Here is a 20,922-nt window from a genome sequence, read left to right as displayed (position 1 = left end):
GCCGTGCCGTCAAGTCGGGCCCCTCACCACCCTGGTGGCGAGGGGCCCGACCGCGTTCCGTACGCTGCCCGCTCACACGGATGCTTCTGAGGGGGACGGGCCGATGGAACGCAGGCGGGGCCGCAGACGCGGCATCTGGGCGATCGTGCTGCTGGTGACCGGCGGACTGCTGGTGCTCGGCGGGGCGTTCTGGGGGGCGGTGTCGGCCCAGCACGGGGAGGTGGTCTACGACAAGAAGACCATCCCGAGCGAAAACATGCGGCCGACGTACGAGCCGGGGGACACCGGCTGGTTCTCCATGGGCACCCACGGCGAGAACTTCGAGGTTTCGCGTGGGGACGTGGTGCTCGTCGAGATTCCGGAGTGGGTGCCGGACGGGCCCCTGCTGTCGCGGGTGGTGGCGATCGGCGGCGACCGGATCGAGTACCGGCGCGGCGAGACGACGCTCAGGCTCAACGGGCAGCCGCTGGACGAGCCGTACATCCTGGACCGGTCGCGGCCGTCGAGCGTGCCCTTCGACGTGACGGTGCCCAAGGGGCGGATCTTCCTGATGGGCGACAACCGCATGAACTCCTTCGACTCCTCGCTGCACCCCGACAAGGACCAGGGCACTCTCGACGTGTCGACGGTGATCGGCGAGGACGTCGCGCGCCCGACGGATCTCCTGGTCGCGGGCGGGGCCCTCGTGGGCGGGGCGGTCGTGTTCGTGGTCGGGGGCGGGCTGGGGATCTGGGCGCTGGTGCTGCGCCGGCGGCGGGCGGAGCCGGTCGCGCCGGTCTGGCCCGCGGCCTGAGCCCTGAGCCCTACGCGACCTCTGGAACGCGGAAGGCCCCCGCGAACCGTGTGCGGCTCGCGGGGGCCTTCCGTACATGCGTGGGTTACTTGGCGGCGTCCGGGCGGTAGATGTCCGGCTCGAGGTAGATGACCCGGGCGATCGGGACGGCCTCGCGGATGCGGGCCTCGGCGGCGTTGATCGCGTCCGCCACCTGCGTCGCGGTGTCGTTGCCCTCGACGGCGATCTTGGCGGCGACCAGCAGCTCCTCGGGGCCGAGGTGCAGGGTGCGCATGTGGATCACGCCGGTGACGACGTCCCCGTCGACGAGCGCGGCCGCGATCTTCTCGACCTCTTCGGTGCCCGCGGCCTCGCCGAGCAGCAGGGACTTGGTCTCCGCGGCCAGGACGATCGCGATGATGATCAGCAGGACGCCGATGCACAGGGTGCCGATGCCGTCCCAGACGCCGTTGCCGGTGGCGAGGGCGATGCCGACGCCCGCGAGGGCCAGGACCAGGCCGACCAGTGCGCCGAGGTCCTCCAGGAGGACGACGGGCAGCTCGGGGGCCTTGGCCCGCCTGACGAACTGGGTCCAGGTCTGCTTGCCCCGGATCTCGTTCGACTCCTTGATCGCGGTGCGGAAGGAGAAGGACTCCGCGATGATCGCGAAGACGAGGACGCCGACCGGCCAGTACCAGGCCTCGATCGCGTGCGGGTGGTTGATCTTCTCGATGCCCTCGTAGATGGCGAACATGCCACCGACGGTGAAGAGCACGATGGAGACGAGGAACGCGTAGATGTAGCGCTCGCGCCCGTACCCGAAGGGGTGCTGCGGCGTCGCCTCGCGCTGGGCCTTCTTTCCGCCGAGGAGCAGCAGCGCCTGGTTCCCGGAGTCGGCCAGCGAGTGGACGCTTTCCGCGAGCATCGACGAGGATCCGCTGAAGACGTACGCCACGAATTTGGCTACAGCGATGGCGAGGTTGGCGGCGAGTGCCGCCACGATCGCCTTGGTACCGCCCGACGCGCTCATGGGTGCAGGGTGTCCTTCCTAGCCACTGACTACCGGCCGCACATTGTTGCAGCTGCCACCGCGGACGCTACGTCAGACCACCACGGTGGCGCGGAACACGGTGCCACTTCCGGACAGTTCGGCCTTTTCGCCCGCCGGTACGAAGACCGACTCGCCGGGAGCCAGGGACAGTTCGCCCACCCGGGGTGAACCGGCCGTGCAGAGCAGGATCTGCGGGGTGGCCTCCGGGAGCACGCGGGAGGCGGCGCCGGGCGCGAGGAGGAAACGGGAGAGCCGGAACTCGTCGATGGGGGTCTCGTAGACCTCCTCGCCGTTGCCCTCGGGACGCTGCACGTTCGGGTCGCCGGACTCGAACTTCACGATCTTCAGCAGCTCCGGCACGTCCACGTGTTTGGGGGTGAGTCCGGCGCGCAGCACGTTGTCGGAGTTGGCCAGCAGCTCGACGGCGAGGCCGTCGATGTAGGCGTGCGGGACGCCCGCGCCGAGGAACACCGCCTCGCCGGGCTGGAGTCGGAAGTGGTTGAGCAGCATGGCCGCGATGACGCCCGGGTCTCCGGGGTAGTCGTGGACGAGGTGGGCGTACGGGGCGTACGGGCCGCCCAGGCGCTCGGCGGCGGCCGCGGCCTCGGTGACGGTACGGGCCATCTGCTCGCGGTCGGCGGTCAGTACGGCGGTGAGCACCTCGCGCAGCGCGGCGTCCTCGGGGTGGGCGCGCAGCAGGTCGGCGTACGGCTTGAGGGAACCGACCCCGAGGCCTTCGAGCAGATCGGCGGACTGCTCCGGGGGCCGGAAGCCGCACAGCCCGTCGAACGGGGTGAGCGCGCAGAGCATCTCGGGCTTGTGGTTGGGGTCCTTGTAGTTGCGGTGGCCCGCGTCTATCGGGATGCCGCGCCGCTCCTCGTCCGCGAAGCCCGCCTCGGCCTGGGCGAGGTCGGGGTGGACCTGGAGGGATAGGGGGGCGCCGGCGGCGAGGAGTTTGAGGAGGAAGGGCAGTCGGGGGCCGAACCTGGCGACGGTGGCGGCGCCCAGTTCGCCCTCGGGGTCGGCGGCGATGACGTCCGAGAGGGCCTTCTGACCGGCTCCGCGGTCGATGCGGGACGGTGCGCCCGGGTGGGCGCCCATCCACATCTCGGCCTGGGGCTCACCGGTGGGTTCGACACCGAGCAGCGTGGGGATGGCGGTGGTCGATCCCCAGGCGTAGGGGCGGATCGTGTTCGTCAGGCGGTCCATCGTCGTCTTCCTGGATAGCGCCGGGCACGGACGTGTACCTCAGCTGTGTCCCCCGGAAGCCAACGCCAGGTAGGCGGTGGCGAAATCCGTGACGGCGAGGAGTTCGGCGAGCTGTTCCAGCTCCACGCCCTCCTCCGGTTCGAGCTCGCTGATGGCCGTGTCGTGGCTGAGGGCGAGCTCGCGTGCGGCGGGGGCGGCGGTGAGGCCGCCGGCCGGCCGGTCACGCAGCAGGACGATGCGGGCGCGCAGAGCCTGGGGCTCTTCCACCCGGTCACGGAAGAAGTCTTCGGGATCGGCCCCGGCGGCGAAGGAGCCGGCGAGCAGCACGCCGTGGGCGGGGAGCGCCTCGGGGAGGGCCGCGGCCAGTGCGGGGCGGCCGGCGAGCTCGGCGAGGGTGGCGGCGAAGCGGCGGCCCGCGGGGCCTGCGCCGGTGCCCTCGCTCCAGATGAGCGGGAGGGTGTCGGCCAGTTCGGCGGCGAGGGTCTTGGCCGGGTTGGAGTACGTGGCGATGGCGGGCCCGCAGCGCTCGGCGGTGCGGTCGAGCCGGTCGGCGACGAGCTGGAGGGTGTCGGGGGCGGCGCTGATCAGGCCGACCTTGTCGAGCAGCACCAGCAGCGGCGTCAGCAGGGCCCACAGGGCGCCGGGTCCGGCCGCGGCGGACTCGTCGTACTCCTGGTACGGGGCCTTGGCCATCGGTACGAGGAGCCCGTGCGCCCCGTCCACGGCCTCGCTCAGCGGTGAACGCTCGGGCGCGACGGCGACGACGGTGCATCCGCGCCGGTAGGCCTGCTCGGCGAGGAGGGCGAGGCCGGGCTCGGCGCCGTCGGTGGTGGCGATGAGCAGCAGGTCGACGGAGCCGGCCCAGCCGGGCAGGACCCAGCGCAGGGCGCCGGAGGCGTGCGCGACACCGGTGGGGTCCAGCCGGATGACGGGCGCGGAGGCTCCGGCGAGGGCGCCGAGCAGGTCGGCGACGCCGGTGGCGGCGGTGCCGGCACCGGCGATCAGGACGGCGCGTGGGCGGCCGTCGGGGCTCAGGTCACCCAGGCCTGCTTCGACCGCGTGCCGGGCCGCGGTGCGGACCCTGGCCCCGGCCTCGGCGGCGCCGCGGAGCAGGCCCCGCCGGTCGGCGCGGGCGAGATCGTCCGGTGCGTCGAGGAGCGACTCGTCGAGCATGGCGGCCTCCGGCGGTGTCGGCGCGTGTGGGATCAGGCGGGGCGGCGGGCCTCGTCCACGAGGAGGACCGGGATTCCGTCACGGACCGGGTAGGCGAGGCCGCAGTCCTGGCCGGTGCAGATCAGCTCGGGAGCCGTCTCGTCTGCCGACTTGTCCTGGAGGGGCGAGTGGCAGGCGGGGCAGGCGAGGATCTCCAGAAGACCGGCTTCGAGCGGCATGGGGCGGGTTCCCTTCGGGGATGCGGGTGGGCCGTGGTCAGCGTACCGCCGAGTCACCTGCGGTGCGGCCTGACGGGGTTCGTGTGCGGCGCCGTTGCCGGCGCTCCGCCCCAGGGGAACCCGGCTCCGCCGGGTACCGGGCTGAGCCGGGCTCTCGCCGGCGCCTGGCGGGGCCGGAGTGCCGCGCAGCGGCAGAACCCGGCCCCGCCGGGGAGGCATCAGGCGCGGATCAGCGCGAGGATTTCGTCGCGGACCTTGGCCAGGGTGGCCTCGTCGCGGGCCTCCACGTTCAACCGCAGCAGCGGTTCGGTGTTGGAGGCACGGACGTTGAACCACCAGTCCGCACCGGTGGCGGTCAGGCCGTCCAGCTCGTCCACCGTGACGTCCTCACGGCCGCCGTAGACGGCCTTGACCGCCGCCAGCCGGCCCGCCTGGTCCGCGACCGTCGAATTGATCTCCCCCGAGCCCGCGTAACGGTCATAGGAAGCCACCAGAGCCGACAGCGGACCGTCCTGGCCGCCCAGGGCCGCCAGCACGTGCAGCGCGGCCAGCATCCCGGTGTCCGCGTTCCAGAAATCCTTGAAGTAGTAGTGCGCCGAGTGCTCACCACCGAAGATCGCACCCGTCTTCGCCATCTCCTCCTTGATGAAGGAATGCCCCACCCGGGTACGGACCGGGGTGCCGCCGTTCTCCCGGACCACCTCCGGCACCGACCAGGAGGTGATCAGGTTGTGGATCACCGTGCCCGTGCCGCCGTTGCGGGCCAGCTCACGCGCCGCCACCAGCGCCGTGATCGCCGACGGGGAGACGCCCTGGCCGCGCTCGTCCACGATGAAGCAGCGGTCCGCGTCCCCGTCGAACGCGATGCCCAGGTCCGCGCCCTCCGCCAGCACACGGGCCTGCAGGTCCACGATGTTCTTCGGATCCAGCGGGTTCGCCTCGTGGTTGGGGAACGTGCCGTCCAGCTCGAAGTACATCGGGACCAGGTCCAGCGGCAGGCCCTCGAACACGGTGGGGACGGTGTGGCCGCCCATGCCGTTGCCCGCGTCCACGACCACCTTCAGCGGACGGATCACCGTCAGGTCCACCAGAGCGCGCAGATGCGCCGCGTAACCGGCCAGCGAGTCCCGCTCGGTGACCGTGCCCGCGACCGTGCCGGCCGCGATCTCCGGGGCGCCCTCATCGGACCACTTCTCCACCAGCTCACGGATCTGCGACAGACCCGTGTCCTGACCCACCGGAGCCGCACCCGCCCGGCACAGCTTGATGCCGTTGTACTTGGCCGGATTGTGCGAGGCCGTGAACATCGCACCCGGCAGATTCATCGACCCCGACGCGTAGTACAGCTGGTCCGTCGAGCACAGACCGATCAGCGTCACGTCCACACCCCGGGCAGCCGCACCACGCGCGAAAGCAGCCGACAGACCCGGCGACGACGGCCGCATGTCATGACCGATCACGATCGCCGAAGCACCCGCCACCTCGACGAACGCGGCACCGAACAGCTCCGCCAACGACTCGTCCCACTCGTCCGGCACGACACCACGCACGTCATACGCCTTGACGATGTTCGAAAGATCTGCGGCCACTGCGTGCCCTCCTGAAGGTTCTGTGCGGTCCGGCCAACCTACCTTGAACGAGGACCCGCTCTTCAGGCGATCGGAGCGTCAGGAATCGGGCGATCTCAGAACGCGCAGGTGTCCGCGACGGGTCTCGCCGGTGACCCGGCCTCCCGGGACGGATCCCCCGGCCTCCGCCGCGCGCCCGGGCGGGCGGGCCGCTTCACGGACGGCGTTGGCGAGGGCTTCGAGGTCGTCGCCGCTGGGGCGCGACGGCCCGGAGCCGTCGGACAGGCGGACGACGTCCCAGCCGCGCGGGGCGGTCAGGCGCTCGGAGTGCTCGGCGCACAGGTCGTAACAGTGGGGCTCGGCGTAAGTGGCGAGCGGGCCGAGAACTGCGGTCGAATCGGCGTAGACGTACGTCAGTGTCGCGACGGCAGGGCGGCCGCACGCGGTGCGCGAACAACGACGTACAAGGCTCACGACGTTGGACGGTACCGCACTCTTGACCGGGCCGCGACGACTCTCCCGCCGCTCACTCCCCCGTGTCGTGCCGAGAGCTACCCTGCGGGGGTGACCGACAGCCCGCTGCCTCCCCGTCCTGCCCAGCCCCCCGTCGGGGCTCCCGCCGAGCCGCGCCCGCGCCGGCGGGACCGGCACGGGCGCGGGATGCGCGGGCCGGTGGCGCCGCCTCAAGTACCGCTGTCGGCGAGCCGGTCGGAGCTGTTCGGGGACCTCGTACGGGACTCCGTGGAGCGGCTGGAGCGGCGCTGGCCGCAGCTGGCCGAGGTGGAGTTCCTGGTCGGTGACGTGCCGGGCCCGCCGGGCGGAGCGGACGCCGGCTGGAACGACGAGGCGGTTCCGCTGGGCGGGGTCTCGGAGCCTCGCGAGGGCCGGCCGGCCCGGGTCGTGGTCTTCCGCCGGCCGGTGGAGATCCGTACCAAGACGCGGGACGAGAAGGCGCTGCTGGTCCACGAGATCGTGGTGGAGCAGGTGGCGGAGCTGCTGGGCCTCTCGCCGGAGACGGTGGACCCGCGCTACGGCCAGGAGTAGGTACCTGGCACCTGGCCGCAGCGCCGTCCGCGGGTCAGCGGGTGAGGACCGAGAGGTCCTCGGCGGCCCTGGGGACCGAGACCGTGGAGTGGTCGTCGGACAGGGTCTGGACGGTGAACATCGAGATGCCCTCGTGCGGGAGGTTCAGCGTGCGGGCCGCGTGGACCGGGCCGCCCGAGAGGGTCTCGACGGTGAGGGCGTAGGAGCCCTTGCCGCCCGCCGGGGCCGCGGCCACCACCTGTGTGGTGCCCGCCTTGACGGTCACCTCCTGGGAGGCCGCCTCGCCGCCGCCGGTACCCGGTGAGGCCGTCACCTTGACCTTCGCGTCCTTGTCGCCCGCCGCCGTCAGCGACAGGACGGTCGCGTTCTCCTCGGGCCGGTTGTCGGCGACGGTCGCCCGCGTGCCCACCGGCGCCGTGGCCTGGACGAAGCCCAGCTCCTGCTTGGCGCCGCTGCCGCGCACCACTCGTACCGCCGCGACGACCGGGGCGGCCTTCTTGGGGTCCGCCGGGGTCAGCAGCAGCGAGCCGGGCTCGCCGCGGGTCACGTCCTTGAGGTCGACGCTCGCGGTCATACCGGCCTTGACGTGCAGCTGTTCGTTGCCCGCCGGGGTGATGGCGCCGCCCGGAGCGGCCAGCCGGACCTTCAGGTCCGCGTCCTCGTCGCCGGGTACGAAGGCCACCAGCCGGACGGAGACCGCATCGGCCGGGATGCCCGGCAGGACCAGCGAGCCCGCCGGGTCCGCGGCGGCAGGCAGCCAGTCGGCGCCCACGCCCTCCTCGGCGACCTGGACCGAGGCGCCGACCCGGCCCGCCCGGGTCGTCACGTGGGCGGTGGCGTCCGCGAGCTGGCTGCCCGGGACCAGGGAGGAGAGCAGGACCGACTTGCTGGACTTGGGGTCGATCCGGATGTTCTCGCTGGTGCCCGCGTCGGGCTTGGCCAGCCCGTCGGGGCCGAACAGCTTGATGTCGACGACGGCCGCGGCGTCGTCGGGGTTGGTGAGGTGGACGTAGTCCTCGCGTCCCTTGGCGGTGCTCACGGCGGGGAACCAGAAGTCGGTGCCGGGCGCGGTGCAGGAGGCGCCGAGGACGCCCCGGGCCCGGCCGACGGAGACCTTGGTGGTCATCTGCGCGGTCCAGCCGGGGGCGAGGACCCCGTCGGCGCTGCCCGTCAGCGCGGGCGCGTCGGCGCCGGAGGCGGTGGCCCCGAAGGGCTTGCCCACCTCCTTGGGCTCCAGCACCGGCTTGGCGTCCTTGGTGGCGCCGAGCAGCCGGGCCGAGCCCTTGCCCTCGGCGGATCCGGCCGCGCCGGGGGTGAACGCCGTGTACGTGGTGTCCGCGATGTCCGAGGAACTGGGCGCCGGGCAGACCAGCAGGGACCGCTCCACCGGCATCCGGGCGGCGGCCGCGGCCTTGCCGTCGGGAGCCGTGCCCCCGGCGGCGGGGGCGGTGAGGGCGGCGATGCCGGTGAGGGCGGCCAGCGCCGCGGTCACGGCCGCCAGCGTGAGGGGTGCGCGCTGCTTCACTGCTGGGGGCTCCCGTCCGGACGCGGGTCGTACTGCGCGTGGCCGTCGTTGGGGTCGTACTGCTCGTACGGGTAGGGGTACTGCTGCTGTGCCTGCTGCTGCGGGTACGGGTACTGCTCGTACTCCGCGGGCTGCGCGTACGGCTGCTGCTGCTGCTGCTCGTAGGTGTAGCCGCCCTGGTCCGGGTAGGCCTGGTAGGCGTACGTCTCCTCCCCGTACACCGGCTGCGCCGGGATGTCCGCGTACGGATCGGCGGCCACCTCGGCCTCCACCGGAGCGGGGGCGGCGACGGGCTCGGCCTCCGCGCGCAGCCGGCGGGCGCGGCGGCCCTCGCCGGGCTCGCCCGGGCCGGACTGGGCCGGGATCGCGGCCTCCTCCTCGGGGAGGTCGTCGTCGAGCCGCTCTCGGCGGCCGGGCAGGGCCATCACCAGCAGCACCAGGGCGAGGAGCCCCTGGGCCCAGTGCCAGCCGGTCCGCAGGAGGGAGCCCTCGTGGACGAGGTCGAGGCGGCCTGCGGCGGCGGGCAGTTCGAAGCCCTGCGCCCAGCCGTCGAGGGTCTTCGGCTTGAGCGGCTTGCCGTCGAGGGTGGCCTGCCAGCCGGAGTCGGCGCGGTCGGCCAGGCGCAGCACGCGGCCCGCCTCACCGGCCGGGATCTTGCCGTGGGCCTCGACGGGGCCCGCGGCGACCGGGATCGGGGCCTCGCCCTGCTTGCCGGAGACGATGACGGCGCGCGGCAGCCAGGGTTCGACGCCCCACAGCGCCGTGCCGTCCTGCTGGTGGCGGCGGCTGAGGCCGGGGGTGGCGTCGAGGACGCGCCGGATCTCCTCGGGGCCGCCGGGGCGGAACATGACGAAGCGGATGGCGTAGGCGCTGAGCTGGCTGGACTGGTCCGCGCCGGAGCCGGCGACCAGGTTGGAGACGACCTTGTCGAGGCGCGGGTCGCCGCCGGTGCGGGCGGCTACCTCGGCGTCGCCGAGGCGGCCGCCGGAGCCGCGGACGAGGCTGTAGGAGACGGTGGCGGGCGGGTCCAGGTCGAGGATCAGGGTGCGGGTCTGGTTGTCGTCCCCGCCCGCGTCGGCGACGAAGGCGGGCACCTGCACCGGGTCGCGGCGCTGGAGCGGGCCGTCGGCGCCGGCGAGGAGCCAGGCGGCCGCGGCGAGCAGCGGTCCGGCCGCGGCGGCCAGCGCGATGAGCGCGGCCAGCGGCTGGCGCCAGCCGAAGCTGCTTGCGGCGACCCGCTCCTTGGCGCCGTCCGCGCCGACCGCGGCGGCCGTCAGCAGGGCGAGCCCGTAGACGAGGGTGGCGGGTCCGGCCCACGCGCTGCGGTTGAGCAGGACGGCGAGGAGCAGCGCGGCGAGGGCGGTGGCCCAGGCGGTGCGGACCGCGAACTGCCGCTCGGCGCGGAGCAGGGCGCCGAGCGCGGCGAGGACGATGCCGAGGAGCAGCAGGCCGCCGGCGGCGCCGGGGCCGCCGGGGCTGATGCCGAGCAGGTCCAGGGCGGAGGCGGAACCGGTTCCGAAGGGCAGTCCGGCCTCGTGCAGGAAGCGGCCGGGGTGCGTGAGCAGGCCCAGCGACCAGGGGGCGAGCACGAGGAGCGGGACGGCGAGGGTGGCGAGCAGCCTCGGTCCGTACGTCTTCCACTGCGCCCGGTGGAAGACGAGCGCGGCGGCCCCGAGGACGGCGGCGAGCGGCCAGACGACGGGGGTGAAGGCGGTGGCCGCGGTCAGCAGCAGGGTGTACGTCCACACGGCGCGCCAGCTGCTGCGGTCGCCGTCGCCGAAGCCGAAGGCGGCGACGGCGGAGCGGGCGATCAGCGGCAGCAGGACGGCGAGGACGGCGGTGCCGAGGCGGCCTCCGGCGAGGGCCCCGGTGACGGCGGGCAGGAAGGCGTAGGCGATGGCGGCCCAGGCGCGCAGCAGCCGGGACTCGACGAGCGGCCGGGAGGCGAAGTAGGCGGTGAGTCCGGCGAGCGGGACGGAGCCGACGAGCAGCAGGGTCAGGGCGGCGTGGGTGGAGCCGAAGAGGAGGGTGGAGAAGGCGCCGAGGACGGCCAGGTAGGGCGGCGCGTCGGCGGTGGAGCCCGTGGAGACGGCCTGCCAGCCGTCGGTGTAGGCGCGCCAGAGGCCGGGGCCGCTGTCGGGGGCGGGGAGCAGCGCGCCGCCCATCAGGGAGCCGCCGCCGATCAGGGCGCGGCAGGCGGCGAGGGAGACGAGCAGGAGGAGGCCGAAGAGGACGGGGGCGGGGTTGCGGGCGATCCGCTTGAGGCGCGCGAAGCGCTCCTCGGCCGCCGGGTAGTCGCCGTCCTCGCCGGGTGCGGTGAGGATGCTGCCGCCGCCGTGCCGGCCGGCGGGGACGGAGTCGCTGTCGCGGGCGTCGCCGAAGTATCCGGCGAGCTGTTCGGCGTTGGCCCGCAGGGAGGCGCCGGGCGGCGGGAAAAGCGGGCGCAGCTCGGCCGCGGGGACGGCGGGGCGGCGGCGGGCCCTGCGGGCGACGAGGACGCGGCCCGGGCGGAGCAGGGTGGCGAGGAGGCCGGTGACCTCGTCGACGGCCTGGCCGGGGGCCTTGCCGACGAGGTAGGCGAGGGTGCGCAGCACGGTGCCGAGCAGGACGCGCAGCAGGACGTACGGCAGGGCGCGGCCGGAGCTGTTGGCGAGCATCGTGTAGACGGCGCCGGCCTTGTCGACGCGGTGCGGGCTGGCGGTGGTGCGGCCGGCGCAGTCGACGGTGCGGCGTTCGCGGGCGGCGGCCTCGGCGTGGCGCATGACGGCGTCGGGGGCGACGAGGACGGTGTGGCCCGCGCTCTGGGCGCGCCAGCAGAGGTCGACGTCGTCGCGCATCAGGGGCAGCCGCTTGTCGAAGCCGCCGAGGGCGTCGTAGACGTCGCGGCGGACCAGCATGCCGGCGGTGGAGACGGAGAGGACGGGGCGGACCTGGTCGTGCTGGCCCTGGTCCTGTTCGCGGCGGTCGAGTCCGGTCCAGCGGCGGCCGCTGCGGGCGATGGTGACGCCGGCTTCGAGGAGCTGCTTCTTGTCGTACCAGCCGCGGAGCTTGGGGCCGATGACGGCGGCGTCGGGGTTCTCGTCGGCGACGCGGAGCAGTTCGGCGAGGGCGTCGGGTTCGGGTGCGCTGTCGTCGTGGAGGAGCCAGAGCCACTGGACGGGCTCGCCGTGGGGGAGCTCGGGGAGGTCGTACGCGTCGTCGCGCCAGGTGCGGCTGACGGGGTCCCAGCCGCTGGGGCGCTTGAGGTACGGGAGGTCCTCGGGGGTCATGGTGCCGGCGGTGCGGACGGCTTCGTCGACGGCGGTGCCGAATCCCGTGCGGCGGGCGAGGTGCAGGACGCGGTCGTCGCCGAAGGCCTGGGTGAGCAGTCGCGCGGACTCGTCGGCGCTGCCGGTGTCGGCGGCCATGTGGTTCTGCGCGGGACGTTCCTGGCCGAGGAGGCCGGCGAGGGTCCGGGGCAGCCAGCGGTCGCCGTCGTGGGCGACGAGGACCGCGGTGACGACGTGCCGGGGGAACTCGGGTGTGGCGGGGGCCTGGTGGGAGGCCGCCGACTGGCTGTGCAGGGACATCGCGCTACTGGCCCTCCGGCCTGGGGGTCCCTCCGGAAGGAGTCCGGGGGGAGGGTCCGGGGGTGGTGTGCCCTCGGAGGCTGCTGGACAGCGCCCCACCCTAACGGCTGGCAAAGCAGCGGTCCGCCTCCTGCGGGGAAGGTGCAGGAGGCGGACCGTTTGCCGTGCTCTTTGCCGTGCTCTTCGCGGTGTTGTTTGCCCTGTTGTCCGCCGTGTTTTCTGCCCGGTCGGCCGTGCGGTTCGATATGTCGTGCGATGTGCGGCAGACGCCCGGCGGGAAGCGCCCGGGGCCTATCAGACCGCTGCCTTTTTCAGCCGGCGGCGCTCGCGCTCGGACAGACCGCCCCAGATGCCGAATCGCTCGTCGTTGGCAAGGGCGTACTCAAGGCATTCGGAGCGGACTTCGCAGGCGAGGCAGACCTTCTTGGCCTCGCGGGTGGAGCCGCCCTTCTCGGGAAAGAAGGACTCGGGGTCGGTCTGGGCGCACAGAGCGCGCTCCTGCCATCCGAGCTCCTCGTCCGCCTCCTCGACCAGCAGTTCCTGAAACAGCTCGGTCATGTGCGCCCCTCGCTCTGTCTGTGCGTCCCCGTGGTCATGCCGTTACTGATCGCTACGTAACGACACGAGTGAAATTACAAGTGCGCGGCTCCGGCGCAGTCAAGCCGAGATCTGCTATTGGGCCCCTTATTCACTCTGCGGAACCAAGCCTATGCAGAAAGTGTTCATATCGCCAAAAATCGTGACACATGCCACAGGCGATCTTGTGATGCACTCCTTCACCTGGGATTCACGCGTCACCCTGTGGCGGGGTTGCGATTCAGCCAAAGAAGCGGCGGAGATCACAGTCCGGTCACGAGATGGCAGGTTCAGGTTTGGGCTCGGCACAGCGGCACATCCCCTGGCGCGGAGTGCACAAACCTTTCTCCGCGCACAGTAACCGGATGAGGTGAAACTTTTGCCCCAAACCAGACATTGGGTTGACAGTCCGACCTCCGACCCGTTCTCCTTGTTCGCATGTCAGTGACCGCAGCCATCACCCGGACCCCCATTCGTGGGTTCCTGTGCGCTGCCCAGGTTCGCTGTTGCTGTTGCAGCTGTTGATGCCTTCGGAGCTTCGGCTCCCTTGAGCTCCAGCCCGCCCCACAGCAACCGCCAGCACCACTGACATCCGTCGAGGACTCCCCACGATGAACAGCACCCCGATCACTGTCGAGAGCGACCTCCAGATCGCCGGCGACATCCTCGCCGTCCAGCACCTCCTCCAGCCCGCCCGCGAGCACCCGGCCACCGTCGCCGAGTTCGTCGGGCTCGCCCGCTCCATCGCCGAGGACCGCGCCTCCTGGGAGCACCTCGTCCGGTACGACGCCACCACCCGCTGGTACCACCGGCTGCGCACCGGCCCCGGTTACGAGGTCTGGCTGCTCAGCTGGGTCCCCGGCCAGGGCAGCGGCCTGCACGACCACGGCCCCTCCTCCGGCGTCCTGACCGTCCTCGAAGGCGAGCTCACCGAGCGCAACCCGCGCGGGCGGCTCACCCTCGGCGCCGGCTCCCAGCGGGTCTTCGCCCCCGGCTACGCCCACGAGGTCGTCAACGACACCCTCGACGGCGCGGTCAGCCTCCACGTCTACTTCCCCGGCCTGACCGAAATGCCGATCCACAGCTGCTCCCCGGCCACGCCGGAGTCCGTACCCGTGTGACCCGGCCGGCCTGACAGACTTCGGTGCATGCGCATTGTTGTTCTGGCCGGCGGTATAGGCGGCGCCCGGTTCCTCCGCGGACTCAAGTCGGCAGTGCCCGACGCGGACATCACGGTCATCGGCAACACCGGTGACGACATTCACCTGTTCGGGCTCAAGGTGTGCCCCGATCTGGACACGGTGATGTACACCCTCGGCGGTGGCATCAACGAGGACCAGGGCTGGGGCCGCACCGACGAGTCCTTCACCGTCAAGGAGGAGCTCGCCGCGTACGGGGTCGGACCGACCTGGTTCGGCCTCGGCGACCGCGACTTCGCCACCCACATCGTCCGTACGCAGATGCTCGGCGCGGGCTACCCGCTGAGCGCCGTCACCGAGGCCCTCTGCGACCGCTGGCAGCCCGGCGTACGGCTGCTGCCCATGTCCGACGACCGGGTCGAGACCCACGTCGCGATCACCGAGGCGGGCACCGGAGAGCGCAAGGTCATCCACTTCCAGGAGTACTGGGTCCGGCTGCGCGCCGCGGTGGACGCGGAGGCGATCGTCCCCGTCGGGGCCGAGCAGGCCAAGCCCGCGCCCGGGGTGCTGGAGGCCATCGCCGCCGCCGACGTGATCGTCTTCCCGCCGTCCAACCCGGTGGTGTCGGTCGGGACGATCCTCGCCGTGCCCGGCATCCGGGACGCCGTGGCCGCCGCCCAGGCGCCGGTCGTGGGCCTCTCCCCCATCGTCGGGGGCGCGCCCGTGCGCGGGATGGCCGACAAGGTGCTGGCCGCGGTGGGCGTCGAGTCCACGGCCGCCGCCGTCGCCCTGCACTACGGGACCGAGCTGCTCGACGGCTGGCTGGTGGACACCGCCGACGCGGACGCCGTCGCCGAGGTCGAGGCCGCGGGGATCACCTGCCGCGCGGTGCCGCTGATGATGACCGACCTCGCCGCCACCGCCGAGATGGCCCGGGCCGCGCTGGAACTGGCCGAGGCCTCCCGGTGACCGCCGTGACGCACGCTTCTCGCGAGCACAGTCCTTCGTACGAGGTGCGGGCCGTCGACGGGATCCCCGAGGTCAGGCCGGGTGACGACCTGGCGAAGCTGATCACGGTGGCCGCGCCCGACCTGCGGGACGGGGACGTCCTGCTGGTCACCTCGAAGATCGTCTCCAAGGCCGAGGGCCGCATCGTAGAGGCGGACTCGCGCGAGGCGGCCATAGACGCGGAGACCGTACGGGTGGTCGCGCGCCGCGGTTCCCTGCGGATCGTCGAGAACCGGCAGGGGCTGGTGATGGCGGCCGCCGGGGTGGACGCCTCCAACACCGTGCCCGGCACGGTCCTGCTGCTGCCCGAGGACCCCGACGCCTCGGCCGCCGCGATCCGCGCGGGGGTGCGCGACATCCTCTCCGTGGACGTGGGCGTGGTCGTGACGGACACCTTCGGGCGGCCGTGGCGCACCGGGCTCACCGACGTGGCGATCGGCTCGTCCGGGGTACGGGTCCTGGACGACCTGCGCGGGGGCACGGACGCGCACGGCAATCCGCTGAGCGCGACGGTGGTGGCGACCGCCGACGAGCTGGCGGCGGCGGGCGACCTGGTCAAGGGCAAGGCGGCCGGGCTTCCGGTGGCCGTCGTACGCGGTCTGGCGCACGTCCTCGGCGAGGGCTCGTCGGCGCGGGACCTGGTGCGCACCCCGGCGGACGACATGTTCCGGCTGGGCACCTCGGAGGCGGTACGGGAAGCCGTGACGCAGCGCCGTACCGTACGGGCCTTCACGGCCGAGCCGGTGGACGGCGGAGCGGTGCGGCGGGCCGTGGCGGCGGCCGTGACGGCCCCGGCTCCGCACCACACGACGCCGTGGCGGTTCGTGCTGCTGGAGTCGGCCGCGGCCCGGCTGGAGCTGCTGGACGCGATGCGGGACGCCTGGGTCGCGGACCTGCGGGCGGACGGCAAGTCCGAGGAGTCCATCGCGAAGCGGGTACGGCGGGGGGACGTGCTGCGGGCCGCCCCGTACCTGGTGGTGCCCTGTCTGGTGACGGACGGCGCGCACGACTACGGGCACGCTCGGCGGGACACGGCGGAGCGGGAGATGTTCGTGGTCGCGATGGGCGCGGGGGTGCAGAACTTCCTGGTCGCGCTGGCCGGGGAGCGGCTGGGCTCGGCGTGGGTGTCCTCGACGATGTTCTGCCGGGAGGTGGTGCGCGAGGTGCTGGGGCTGCCCGAGGACTGGGATCCGATGGGGACGGTGGCCGTGGGGCACGCGGCGGAGCCGCCCCGGGAGCGGCCCGCGCGGTCCGCGACGGACTTCATCCGGGTCCGGTAGCCGGGCGGTCCGGCCGTCAGGCGGTCAGAGCCGGCCGATGTCGCTGCGCGGCATGCGCGGTGCGCGGCGGGGCGGGGTGTGGCCCGCGAGGAGGATCAGGCGGGCGGCGCGGTGACGCTGCCCGGCGTACGGGGCCAGGAGCTCCAGCATGGCGGCGTCGTCGGCGTCGCGGTCCCCGGCGAGGGCGTAGCCGATGATGCCGGGGAGGTGGAGGTCGCCGGTGGTCACGGCGTCGGGGTCGCCGTTGCTGCGCTGGAGGGTTTCGGCGGAGGTCCAGGGGCCGATGCCGGGGACGGCCTCCAGCCGGGCGGCCGCCGGCGCGGGCTCCATGGCGGCGGCCTCCTCCAGGCGGTTCGCCACGCGGGCGGCCCGGACGATGGTGGCGGAGCGCTTGGCGTCGACGCCGGCCTTGTGCCAGTCCCAGGACGGGATCAGGGCCCAAGTGCGGGCGGCGGGCATGACGCAGAGGCCGAGGCCGTGCGGGCCGGGCGCGGGCTCGCCGTACTGGCGTACGAGGCGGCGCCAGGCGCGGTACGCCTCGTCGCTGGTGACCTTCTGTTCCAGGATGACCGGGATCAGGGACTCCAGGACCAGCCCGGTGCGGGTGAGGCGCAGGCCCGGGCGGCGGCGGTGGCTGGCGTGCACGAGGCGGTGGCGGGGGACGAAGGCGGCGGGGTCGTCGCCGGCGCCGAGGAGGGCGGGCAGCTGTTCGAGGAACCAGTCGGCGCCGGGGCCCCAGGCCTCGGCGGTGATCTCGGTGCCGGTGCGGGAGACCCGGAGGGTCGCGGGGCCCTGCGGGGTCTGGCTGGTGCGCCAGAGCGAGCCGTCGGGGGTGGTGCGGAAGGTGGGGTCGGCGGGGCCGCGTCTGAGCGGGCCGAGGGTGAGCCCGAGGTCGACGGGGCCGTCGGGGGCCCAGCGCCGGGCCTTGGCCCCGGCCCCGGCCGCGTGCCCCTGCCCGCCGGGCACGGCGGTGCGGCCGCCGCGCACGTTGGTGCGGGTGAGTGGATCGAAGCGGCCGGCCATGCCTCGAGCGTAGCCCTGCGGACCGTTGCCGGGGCATCGCGTTGCGGCTACGGGCGGCCCTGGAGTTTGGCCGACGTGGTGCGGGTTGACGGGAGTTTTCCGTAGAGCTTCGCGCCCGGGCAGGCCGTCGCGAAGCCGTCGCGGTGGCCCGAGATGACGTTCATCGTGACGTTCTTGCCCTTGGGGTAGCGGTTGCCGCCACCCGAGGTCAGGGTCGTCTTCGCGCGCGGGTCCCGGCTGAAGAGGCCGAGCTTCCAGGCCGTGAGGCGGGCGACCGCGTCGACCGCCGCCGCCGGCGGGGTCGTGGACGTGTAGGTGCCCAGGACCGCGACACCCATGCTGTTCGTGTTGAAGCCCATGGTGTGCGCGCCGAGCACCGCCTTGGAGACTCCGCCGGCCCGGCCCTCGTAGACCGTGCCGCACTTGTCGACGGCGAAGTTGTAGCCGAAGTCCCGCCAGCCGCTGCTGACCACGTGGTAGCGGTACAGGCTGCGCAGGACCGCCGGGGCGTCCTTGCAGGCGTAGTTGTTGCCGGAGGCGCTGTGGTGGACGAAGGCCGCCTTGACCGTGTTCGTGTAGACGAAGCCCGACTCGCGCAGGGACTCGTCCGCGCCCCATCCCTTGCGGGTGACGATCCGCGGGCGCGGGCCGATGAACGGGGCGGCCGCCGCGGTCAGCTCGCCGTCGCTCGCGAAGATCGCGTCGGCGGTGGAGTCGGCCTTGTCCAGTTCGGTGATCTCGTTGGCGCCCAGCTCGGCGTGCGGGATGTTCGCGGCGGAGGACTCCGCCATCTCCATCGTCATGCCGGGCACCACCACCTCGCCCTTGTCGTCGCCCTCGGGGCCGCTGTTCTTGCCGTCCGACCCGGTGGCGGGCGTTTCCGCACCCGGGTCGACGAGCTCGATCCGCATGCCCGTGGGCAGCCGGGCGGGGGCGCGGGTGGACGGGGTGCCGGGCTCCGCCTGGACGCGGACCTCCACGCCGTCGGACTCGCCGACCCAGAGCGGGGCGGTGGCACCGCGGATCCGGCCGGAGCCGCGTTCCACCGCGTCGGGGTCGGCCGCGTGCTCGCTGTTGTGGGTCTCGACGTCCTGCCAGCCGGACCAGGTCGCGGTCTTCGCGGAGCGGGTGCGGACCTGGACGGTGCCGTGCAGCTGGGTGGCAGCATCGTCCCAGACCACGCCGACCAGCGAGAACGTCGTGACCTCGCGGGCGGTCAGGCCCCGCGTCTCGGGGAGGCCGCCCGGCGAGGCGCTCATCCCGGGGACGCCGGGCGTCCGGGTTGCCGAGGGTCCCAGGGGGACGAGCGGCAGCGATTGGGTGGAACCGGCGGGGGTCACGGGGGACGACTCTGCGAGGGCCGCGGTGGGGAACGCGACGGGCAGGGCCAGTACGGCGGCGGTCGCGACGCCGATCGAGGAAGCAAGGAATCCACGCATGAAAAGGATGGTGAGCACCCGCACGGGCGGGCGCCATCCGAGAACTGACGGCCCGTCCGGCCTGCCCCGGCCTGCCCCTCCCCCGTACGGCGGAGCAGCGGGCCGCCGTACGGGGGACGGGCCCGCGTACCCTGTGCCGGGTGAACGCCACTGACCGCACCCCTGCCGACCTGCTGCGATCCGCGCTCGCCGCCGATCCGGGCCGCCCGCTCGTCACCTTCTACGACGACGCCACGGGCGAGCGCGTGGAATTGTCCGTCGCCACCTTCGCCAATTGGGTGGCCAAGACCGCCAATCTGCTCCAGGGCGACCTGGGCGCCGAACCCGGCGACCGGCTCGCGCTGCTCCTGCCCGCTCACTGGCAGAGCGCCGTCTGGCTGCTCGCGTGCGACTCGGTCGGGGTCGTGGCCTCGGTGGACGGGTACCCGGGCGATGCCGATCTCGTCGTCAGCGGGCCGGACTCGCTGGACCGGGCCCTGGAGTGCGATGGGGAGCGGGTGGCGCTCGCGCTGCGGCCGCTGGGCGGACGGTTCCCGCAGCCGCCGGCCGGGTTCGCGGACTACGCGGTCGAGGTGCCGGGGCAGGGGGACCGGTTCGCACCCTTCGTCCCGGTGGAGGCGGATGGTCCCGCGCTGATCGTCGGCGGCGAGGAGTTCTCCCACGCGGAGCTCACGGCGCGCGCCCGCGAGGACGCGGCGAAGCTCGGCCTCGGCCCGGGCTCGCGGGTGCTGACCGGGCTCGGCTACGACACCTGGGACGGCCTCTCGGCCGGGCTGTACGCCGCTCTGGCGTCGGGCGGCTCCGTGGTGCTGTGCCGGAATCTGGACCGGCTGTCGCAGGACGCGGTGGCGCAGCGGATCGAGAGCGAGCGCGTCACCCACACGGTCTGATCGCGGCCTGGAGTCCCGTCACCCAGACTGGTTAATGGCGAGAATGGCCGATTTGTCACCCACATGGCCCTAGACACGCCCCTGCCCCCGGGCTGCCCCGGCCGCCCGGAGGCAGGATCGGCAGTGGCCGTACCCACCCGTACGGCCGTTGTCGGAGCGGGTCGCAGCGGCGAGGGGACGGACGCCAGTGACGGACAGCGCAGGCATACCGGGCGGGACCGGGACGGCCGGAGGCGGCTCGAAGCCTCCGCGCAGTCGTCGGCGCCGACTGCTGCGCTGGATCGGGCTCGGGTCGGCCTTCGTGGTCCTGGCGGGGTCGGCCACCGGCTGGTGGCTCTACAACAAGCTCGACGGGAACATCACCGAGGACACCTCGGCGGCCTCCGAGCTGCGGCGCTACGAGCGCGACCGCCCGGCGCACTTCGCGAACGGCGCCCAGAACATCCTGCTGATCGGCTCGGACTCCCGCTCGGGCAGGGACAACGCCCGCTACGGGCAGGACCGGGGCACCCAGCGCTCGGACACCACGATCCTGCTGCACGTGCCCGCGGACCGGCGGAGCGCGACGGCGGTGTCGATACCCCGGGACCTGATGACGGAGATCCCCGAGTGCCTGATGGCGGACGGGAGTCGCACCCGCGAACAGCGTGCGCAGTTCAACTGGGCCTTCCAGTGGGGCGGGGCCGGCTGCACGATCCGTACGGCCGAGAGGCTCACGGGGATCCGGATCGACCACCACATGGTGCTCGACTTCGGCGGCTTCAAGAAGATGGTCGACGCCATCGGCGGGGTGGAGGTCTGCCTCAAGCAGCCGATCGACGACTCCGAGGCCAAGCTGCGGCTGCCCGCCGGACGTCAGACCCTCCAGGGCGAGCAGGCGCTGGGCTTCGTCCGCGCCCGCTACAGCCTGGGCAACGGCAGCGACACCGAACGGATGGAGCGCCAGCAGCAGTTCCTCGGCTCGCTCGTCAAGAAGGTGCAGAGCAACGGGGTGCTGCTGAACCCGGCCCGGCTGTATCCGCTGCTGGACGCCGCGACCTCCTCGGTGACCACGGACCCGGGGCTGGCCTCGCTGCGCGGCCTGTACGAACTCGTACGGGGCGTACGGGATATACCGACCGACCAGATCAAGTTCCTGACGGTCCCCCGCAAGCCGTACTCGGCCGACCCGAACCGGGACGAGCTGGTGGAGCCGGACGCCGCCCGGCTGTTCCAGCAGCTGCGGGCGGACCAGCCGGTGACGGTCGCCCCGCCGAAGCCCGAGAACGGGATCGAGCCGGTCGAGGCCACGCCGTCCGGAGCACCACGGGACGGCGCGGGCCGTACGGACGGGGGAACCACCGGGACCCCCGTACCCGTCCCTACCTTTACCGGTACCACGGCGGGGATGGCCGACTGCCGGTAAAGCAATCCCAAAAGCCGGTGACCGAACCGAGTG

The 20,922-nt window shown here is 73.2% G+C and carries 18 protein-coding genes; 7 read left to right on the top strand and 11 right to left on the bottom strand.

Annotation, left to right across the window (positions count from 1 at the left end; translation table 11 throughout):
• Positions 1 to 103 precede the first annotated feature (103 nt).
• Entirely contained in the window at positions 104 to 793 is a 690-nt protein-coding gene (gene lepB / locus JIW86_RS24720) for a signal peptidase I (protein ID WP_257556090.1), read from the top strand.
• 85 nt (positions 794 to 878) lie between these two features.
• On the opposite strand, the gene JIW86_RS24715 is transcribed toward lepB, so the two are convergent.
• From JIW86_RS24715 to JIW86_RS24690, 6 genes are all read right to left on the bottom strand, one after another.
• Positions 879 to 1,802: a cation diffusion facilitator family transporter gene (locus JIW86_RS24715; RefSeq protein ID WP_215149768.1), complete on the bottom strand. Its 924-nt coding sequence runs from the start codon at positions 1,800 to 1,802 to the stop codon at positions 879 to 881.
• A gap of 72 nt (positions 1,803 to 1,874) precedes the next feature.
• Positions 1,875 to 3,032: a mannose-6-phosphate isomerase, class I gene (gene manA / locus JIW86_RS24710; protein ID WP_215149769.1), complete on the bottom strand. Its 1,158-nt coding sequence runs from the start codon at positions 3,030 to 3,032 to the stop codon at positions 1,875 to 1,877.
• 39 nt (positions 3,033 to 3,071) lie between these two features.
• On the bottom strand, positions 3,072 to 4,205 hold the full coding sequence (locus JIW86_RS24705; RefSeq protein ID WP_257556089.1) for an SIS domain-containing protein: 1,134 nt from the start codon (positions 4,203 to 4,205) through the stop codon (positions 3,072 to 3,074).
• A 32-nt stretch (positions 4,206 to 4,237) separates the two neighbouring features.
• Positions 4,238 to 4,423 carry a Trm112 family protein gene (locus JIW86_RS24700; RefSeq protein WP_215149771.1) on the bottom strand — a complete coding sequence of 62 codons (186 nt, stop codon included), beginning with the start codon at positions 4,421 to 4,423 and terminating at the stop codon, positions 4,238 to 4,240.
• Between the two features lie 218 nt (positions 4,424 to 4,641).
• Positions 4,642 to 6,012 (bottom strand): phosphomannomutase/phosphoglucomutase, encoded by a 1,371-nt coding sequence (locus JIW86_RS24695; protein WP_257556088.1) that lies wholly within the window; start codon positions 6,010 to 6,012, stop codon positions 4,642 to 4,644.
• A gap of 78 nt (positions 6,013 to 6,090) precedes the next feature.
• On the bottom strand, positions 6,091 to 6,465 hold the full coding sequence (locus JIW86_RS24690) for a DUF3499 domain-containing protein (protein WP_257556087.1): 375 nt from the start codon (positions 6,463 to 6,465) through the stop codon (positions 6,091 to 6,093).
• A gap of 90 nt (positions 6,466 to 6,555) precedes the next feature.
• On the opposite strand from JIW86_RS24690, the gene JIW86_RS24685 reads away from it, so the two are divergent.
• Positions 6,556 to 7,035, top strand: a complete 480-nt coding sequence (locus JIW86_RS24685) for a metallopeptidase family protein (RefSeq protein ID WP_406366958.1) — start codon at positions 6,556 to 6,558, stop codon at positions 7,033 to 7,035.
• A gap of 34 nt (positions 7,036 to 7,069) precedes the next feature.
• On the opposite strand, the gene JIW86_RS24680 is transcribed toward JIW86_RS24685, so the two are convergent.
• The 3 genes from JIW86_RS24680 to JIW86_RS24670 form a co-directional block, all read right to left on the bottom strand.
• Positions 7,070 to 8,560, bottom strand: a complete 1,491-nt coding sequence (locus tag JIW86_RS24680; RefSeq protein ID WP_257556086.1) for a DUF5719 family protein — start codon at positions 8,558 to 8,560, stop codon at positions 7,070 to 7,072.
• On the bottom strand, positions 8,557 to 12,129 hold the full coding sequence (locus tag JIW86_RS24675; RefSeq protein ID WP_257556085.1) for a glycosyltransferase family 2 protein: 3,573 nt from the start codon (positions 12,127 to 12,129) through the stop codon (positions 8,557 to 8,559). Before JIW86_RS24675 ends, JIW86_RS24680 begins: the two co-directional genes overlap by 4 nt.
• A 294-nt stretch (positions 12,130 to 12,423) precedes the next feature.
• Positions 12,424 to 12,687 carry a WhiB family transcriptional regulator gene (locus JIW86_RS24670; RefSeq protein WP_003983763.1) on the bottom strand — a complete coding sequence of 88 codons (264 nt, stop codon included), beginning with the start codon at positions 12,685 to 12,687 and terminating at the stop codon, positions 12,424 to 12,426.
• 629 nt (positions 12,688 to 13,316) lie between these two features.
• On the opposite strand from JIW86_RS24670, the gene JIW86_RS24665 reads away from it, so the two are divergent.
• From JIW86_RS24665 to JIW86_RS24655, 3 genes are read left to right on the top strand one after another with little or no spacing between them, the layout of a single operon-like run.
• Complete coding sequence (locus JIW86_RS24665) at positions 13,317 to 13,826, top strand: cysteine dioxygenase (RefSeq protein ID WP_257556072.1); 510 nt, start codon at positions 13,317 to 13,319, stop codon at positions 13,824 to 13,826.
• A 27-nt stretch (positions 13,827 to 13,853) separates the two neighbouring features.
• Entirely contained in the window at positions 13,854 to 14,813 is a 960-nt protein-coding gene (gene cofD, locus JIW86_RS24660; RefSeq protein ID WP_257556071.1) for a 2-phospho-L-lactate transferase, read from the top strand.
• A gap of 5 nt (positions 14,814 to 14,818) precedes the next feature.
• Positions 14,819 to 16,132: a coenzyme F420-0:L-glutamate ligase gene (locus JIW86_RS24655; protein WP_257556070.1), complete on the top strand. Its 1,314-nt coding sequence runs from the start codon at positions 14,819 to 14,821 to the stop codon at positions 16,130 to 16,132.
• Between the two features lie 24 nt (positions 16,133 to 16,156).
• On the opposite strand, the gene JIW86_RS24650 is transcribed toward JIW86_RS24655, so the two are convergent.
• A complete protein-coding gene (locus JIW86_RS24650; protein ID WP_257556069.1) occupies positions 16,157 to 17,155 on the bottom strand; it encodes a DNA-3-methyladenine glycosylase family protein in 999 nt (332 codons plus the stop codon).
• Positions 17,156 to 17,202: 47 nt separating this feature from the next.
• A complete protein-coding gene (locus tag JIW86_RS24645; RefSeq protein ID WP_257556068.1) occupies positions 17,203 to 18,594 on the bottom strand; it encodes a peptidoglycan recognition protein in 1,392 nt (463 codons plus the stop codon).
• Positions 18,595 to 18,734: 140 nt separating this feature from the next.
• On the opposite strand from JIW86_RS24645, the gene JIW86_RS24640 reads away from it, so the two are divergent.
• Entirely contained in the window at positions 18,735 to 19,484 is a 750-nt protein-coding gene (locus JIW86_RS24640; RefSeq protein ID WP_257556067.1) for a TIGR03089 family protein, read from the top strand.
• 187 nt (positions 19,485 to 19,671) lie between these two features.
• Positions 19,672 to 20,889, top strand: coding sequence for an LCP family protein (locus tag JIW86_RS24635; protein ID WP_257556066.1), 1,218 nt, complete (start codon positions 19,672 to 19,674; stop codon positions 20,887 to 20,889).
• Positions 20,890 to 20,922: the final 33 nt, after the last annotated feature.

The sequence above is a fragment of the Streptomyces sp. NBC_00162 genome (genome assembly GCF_024611995.1).
In the GTDB taxonomy this organism is placed as follows: domain Bacteria; phylum Actinomycetota; class Actinomycetes; order Streptomycetales; family Streptomycetaceae; genus Streptomyces.
The sequence above is the reverse complement of the archived record's forward strand: the minus strand, read 5'-3'. Positions and strand labels throughout refer to the sequence as shown.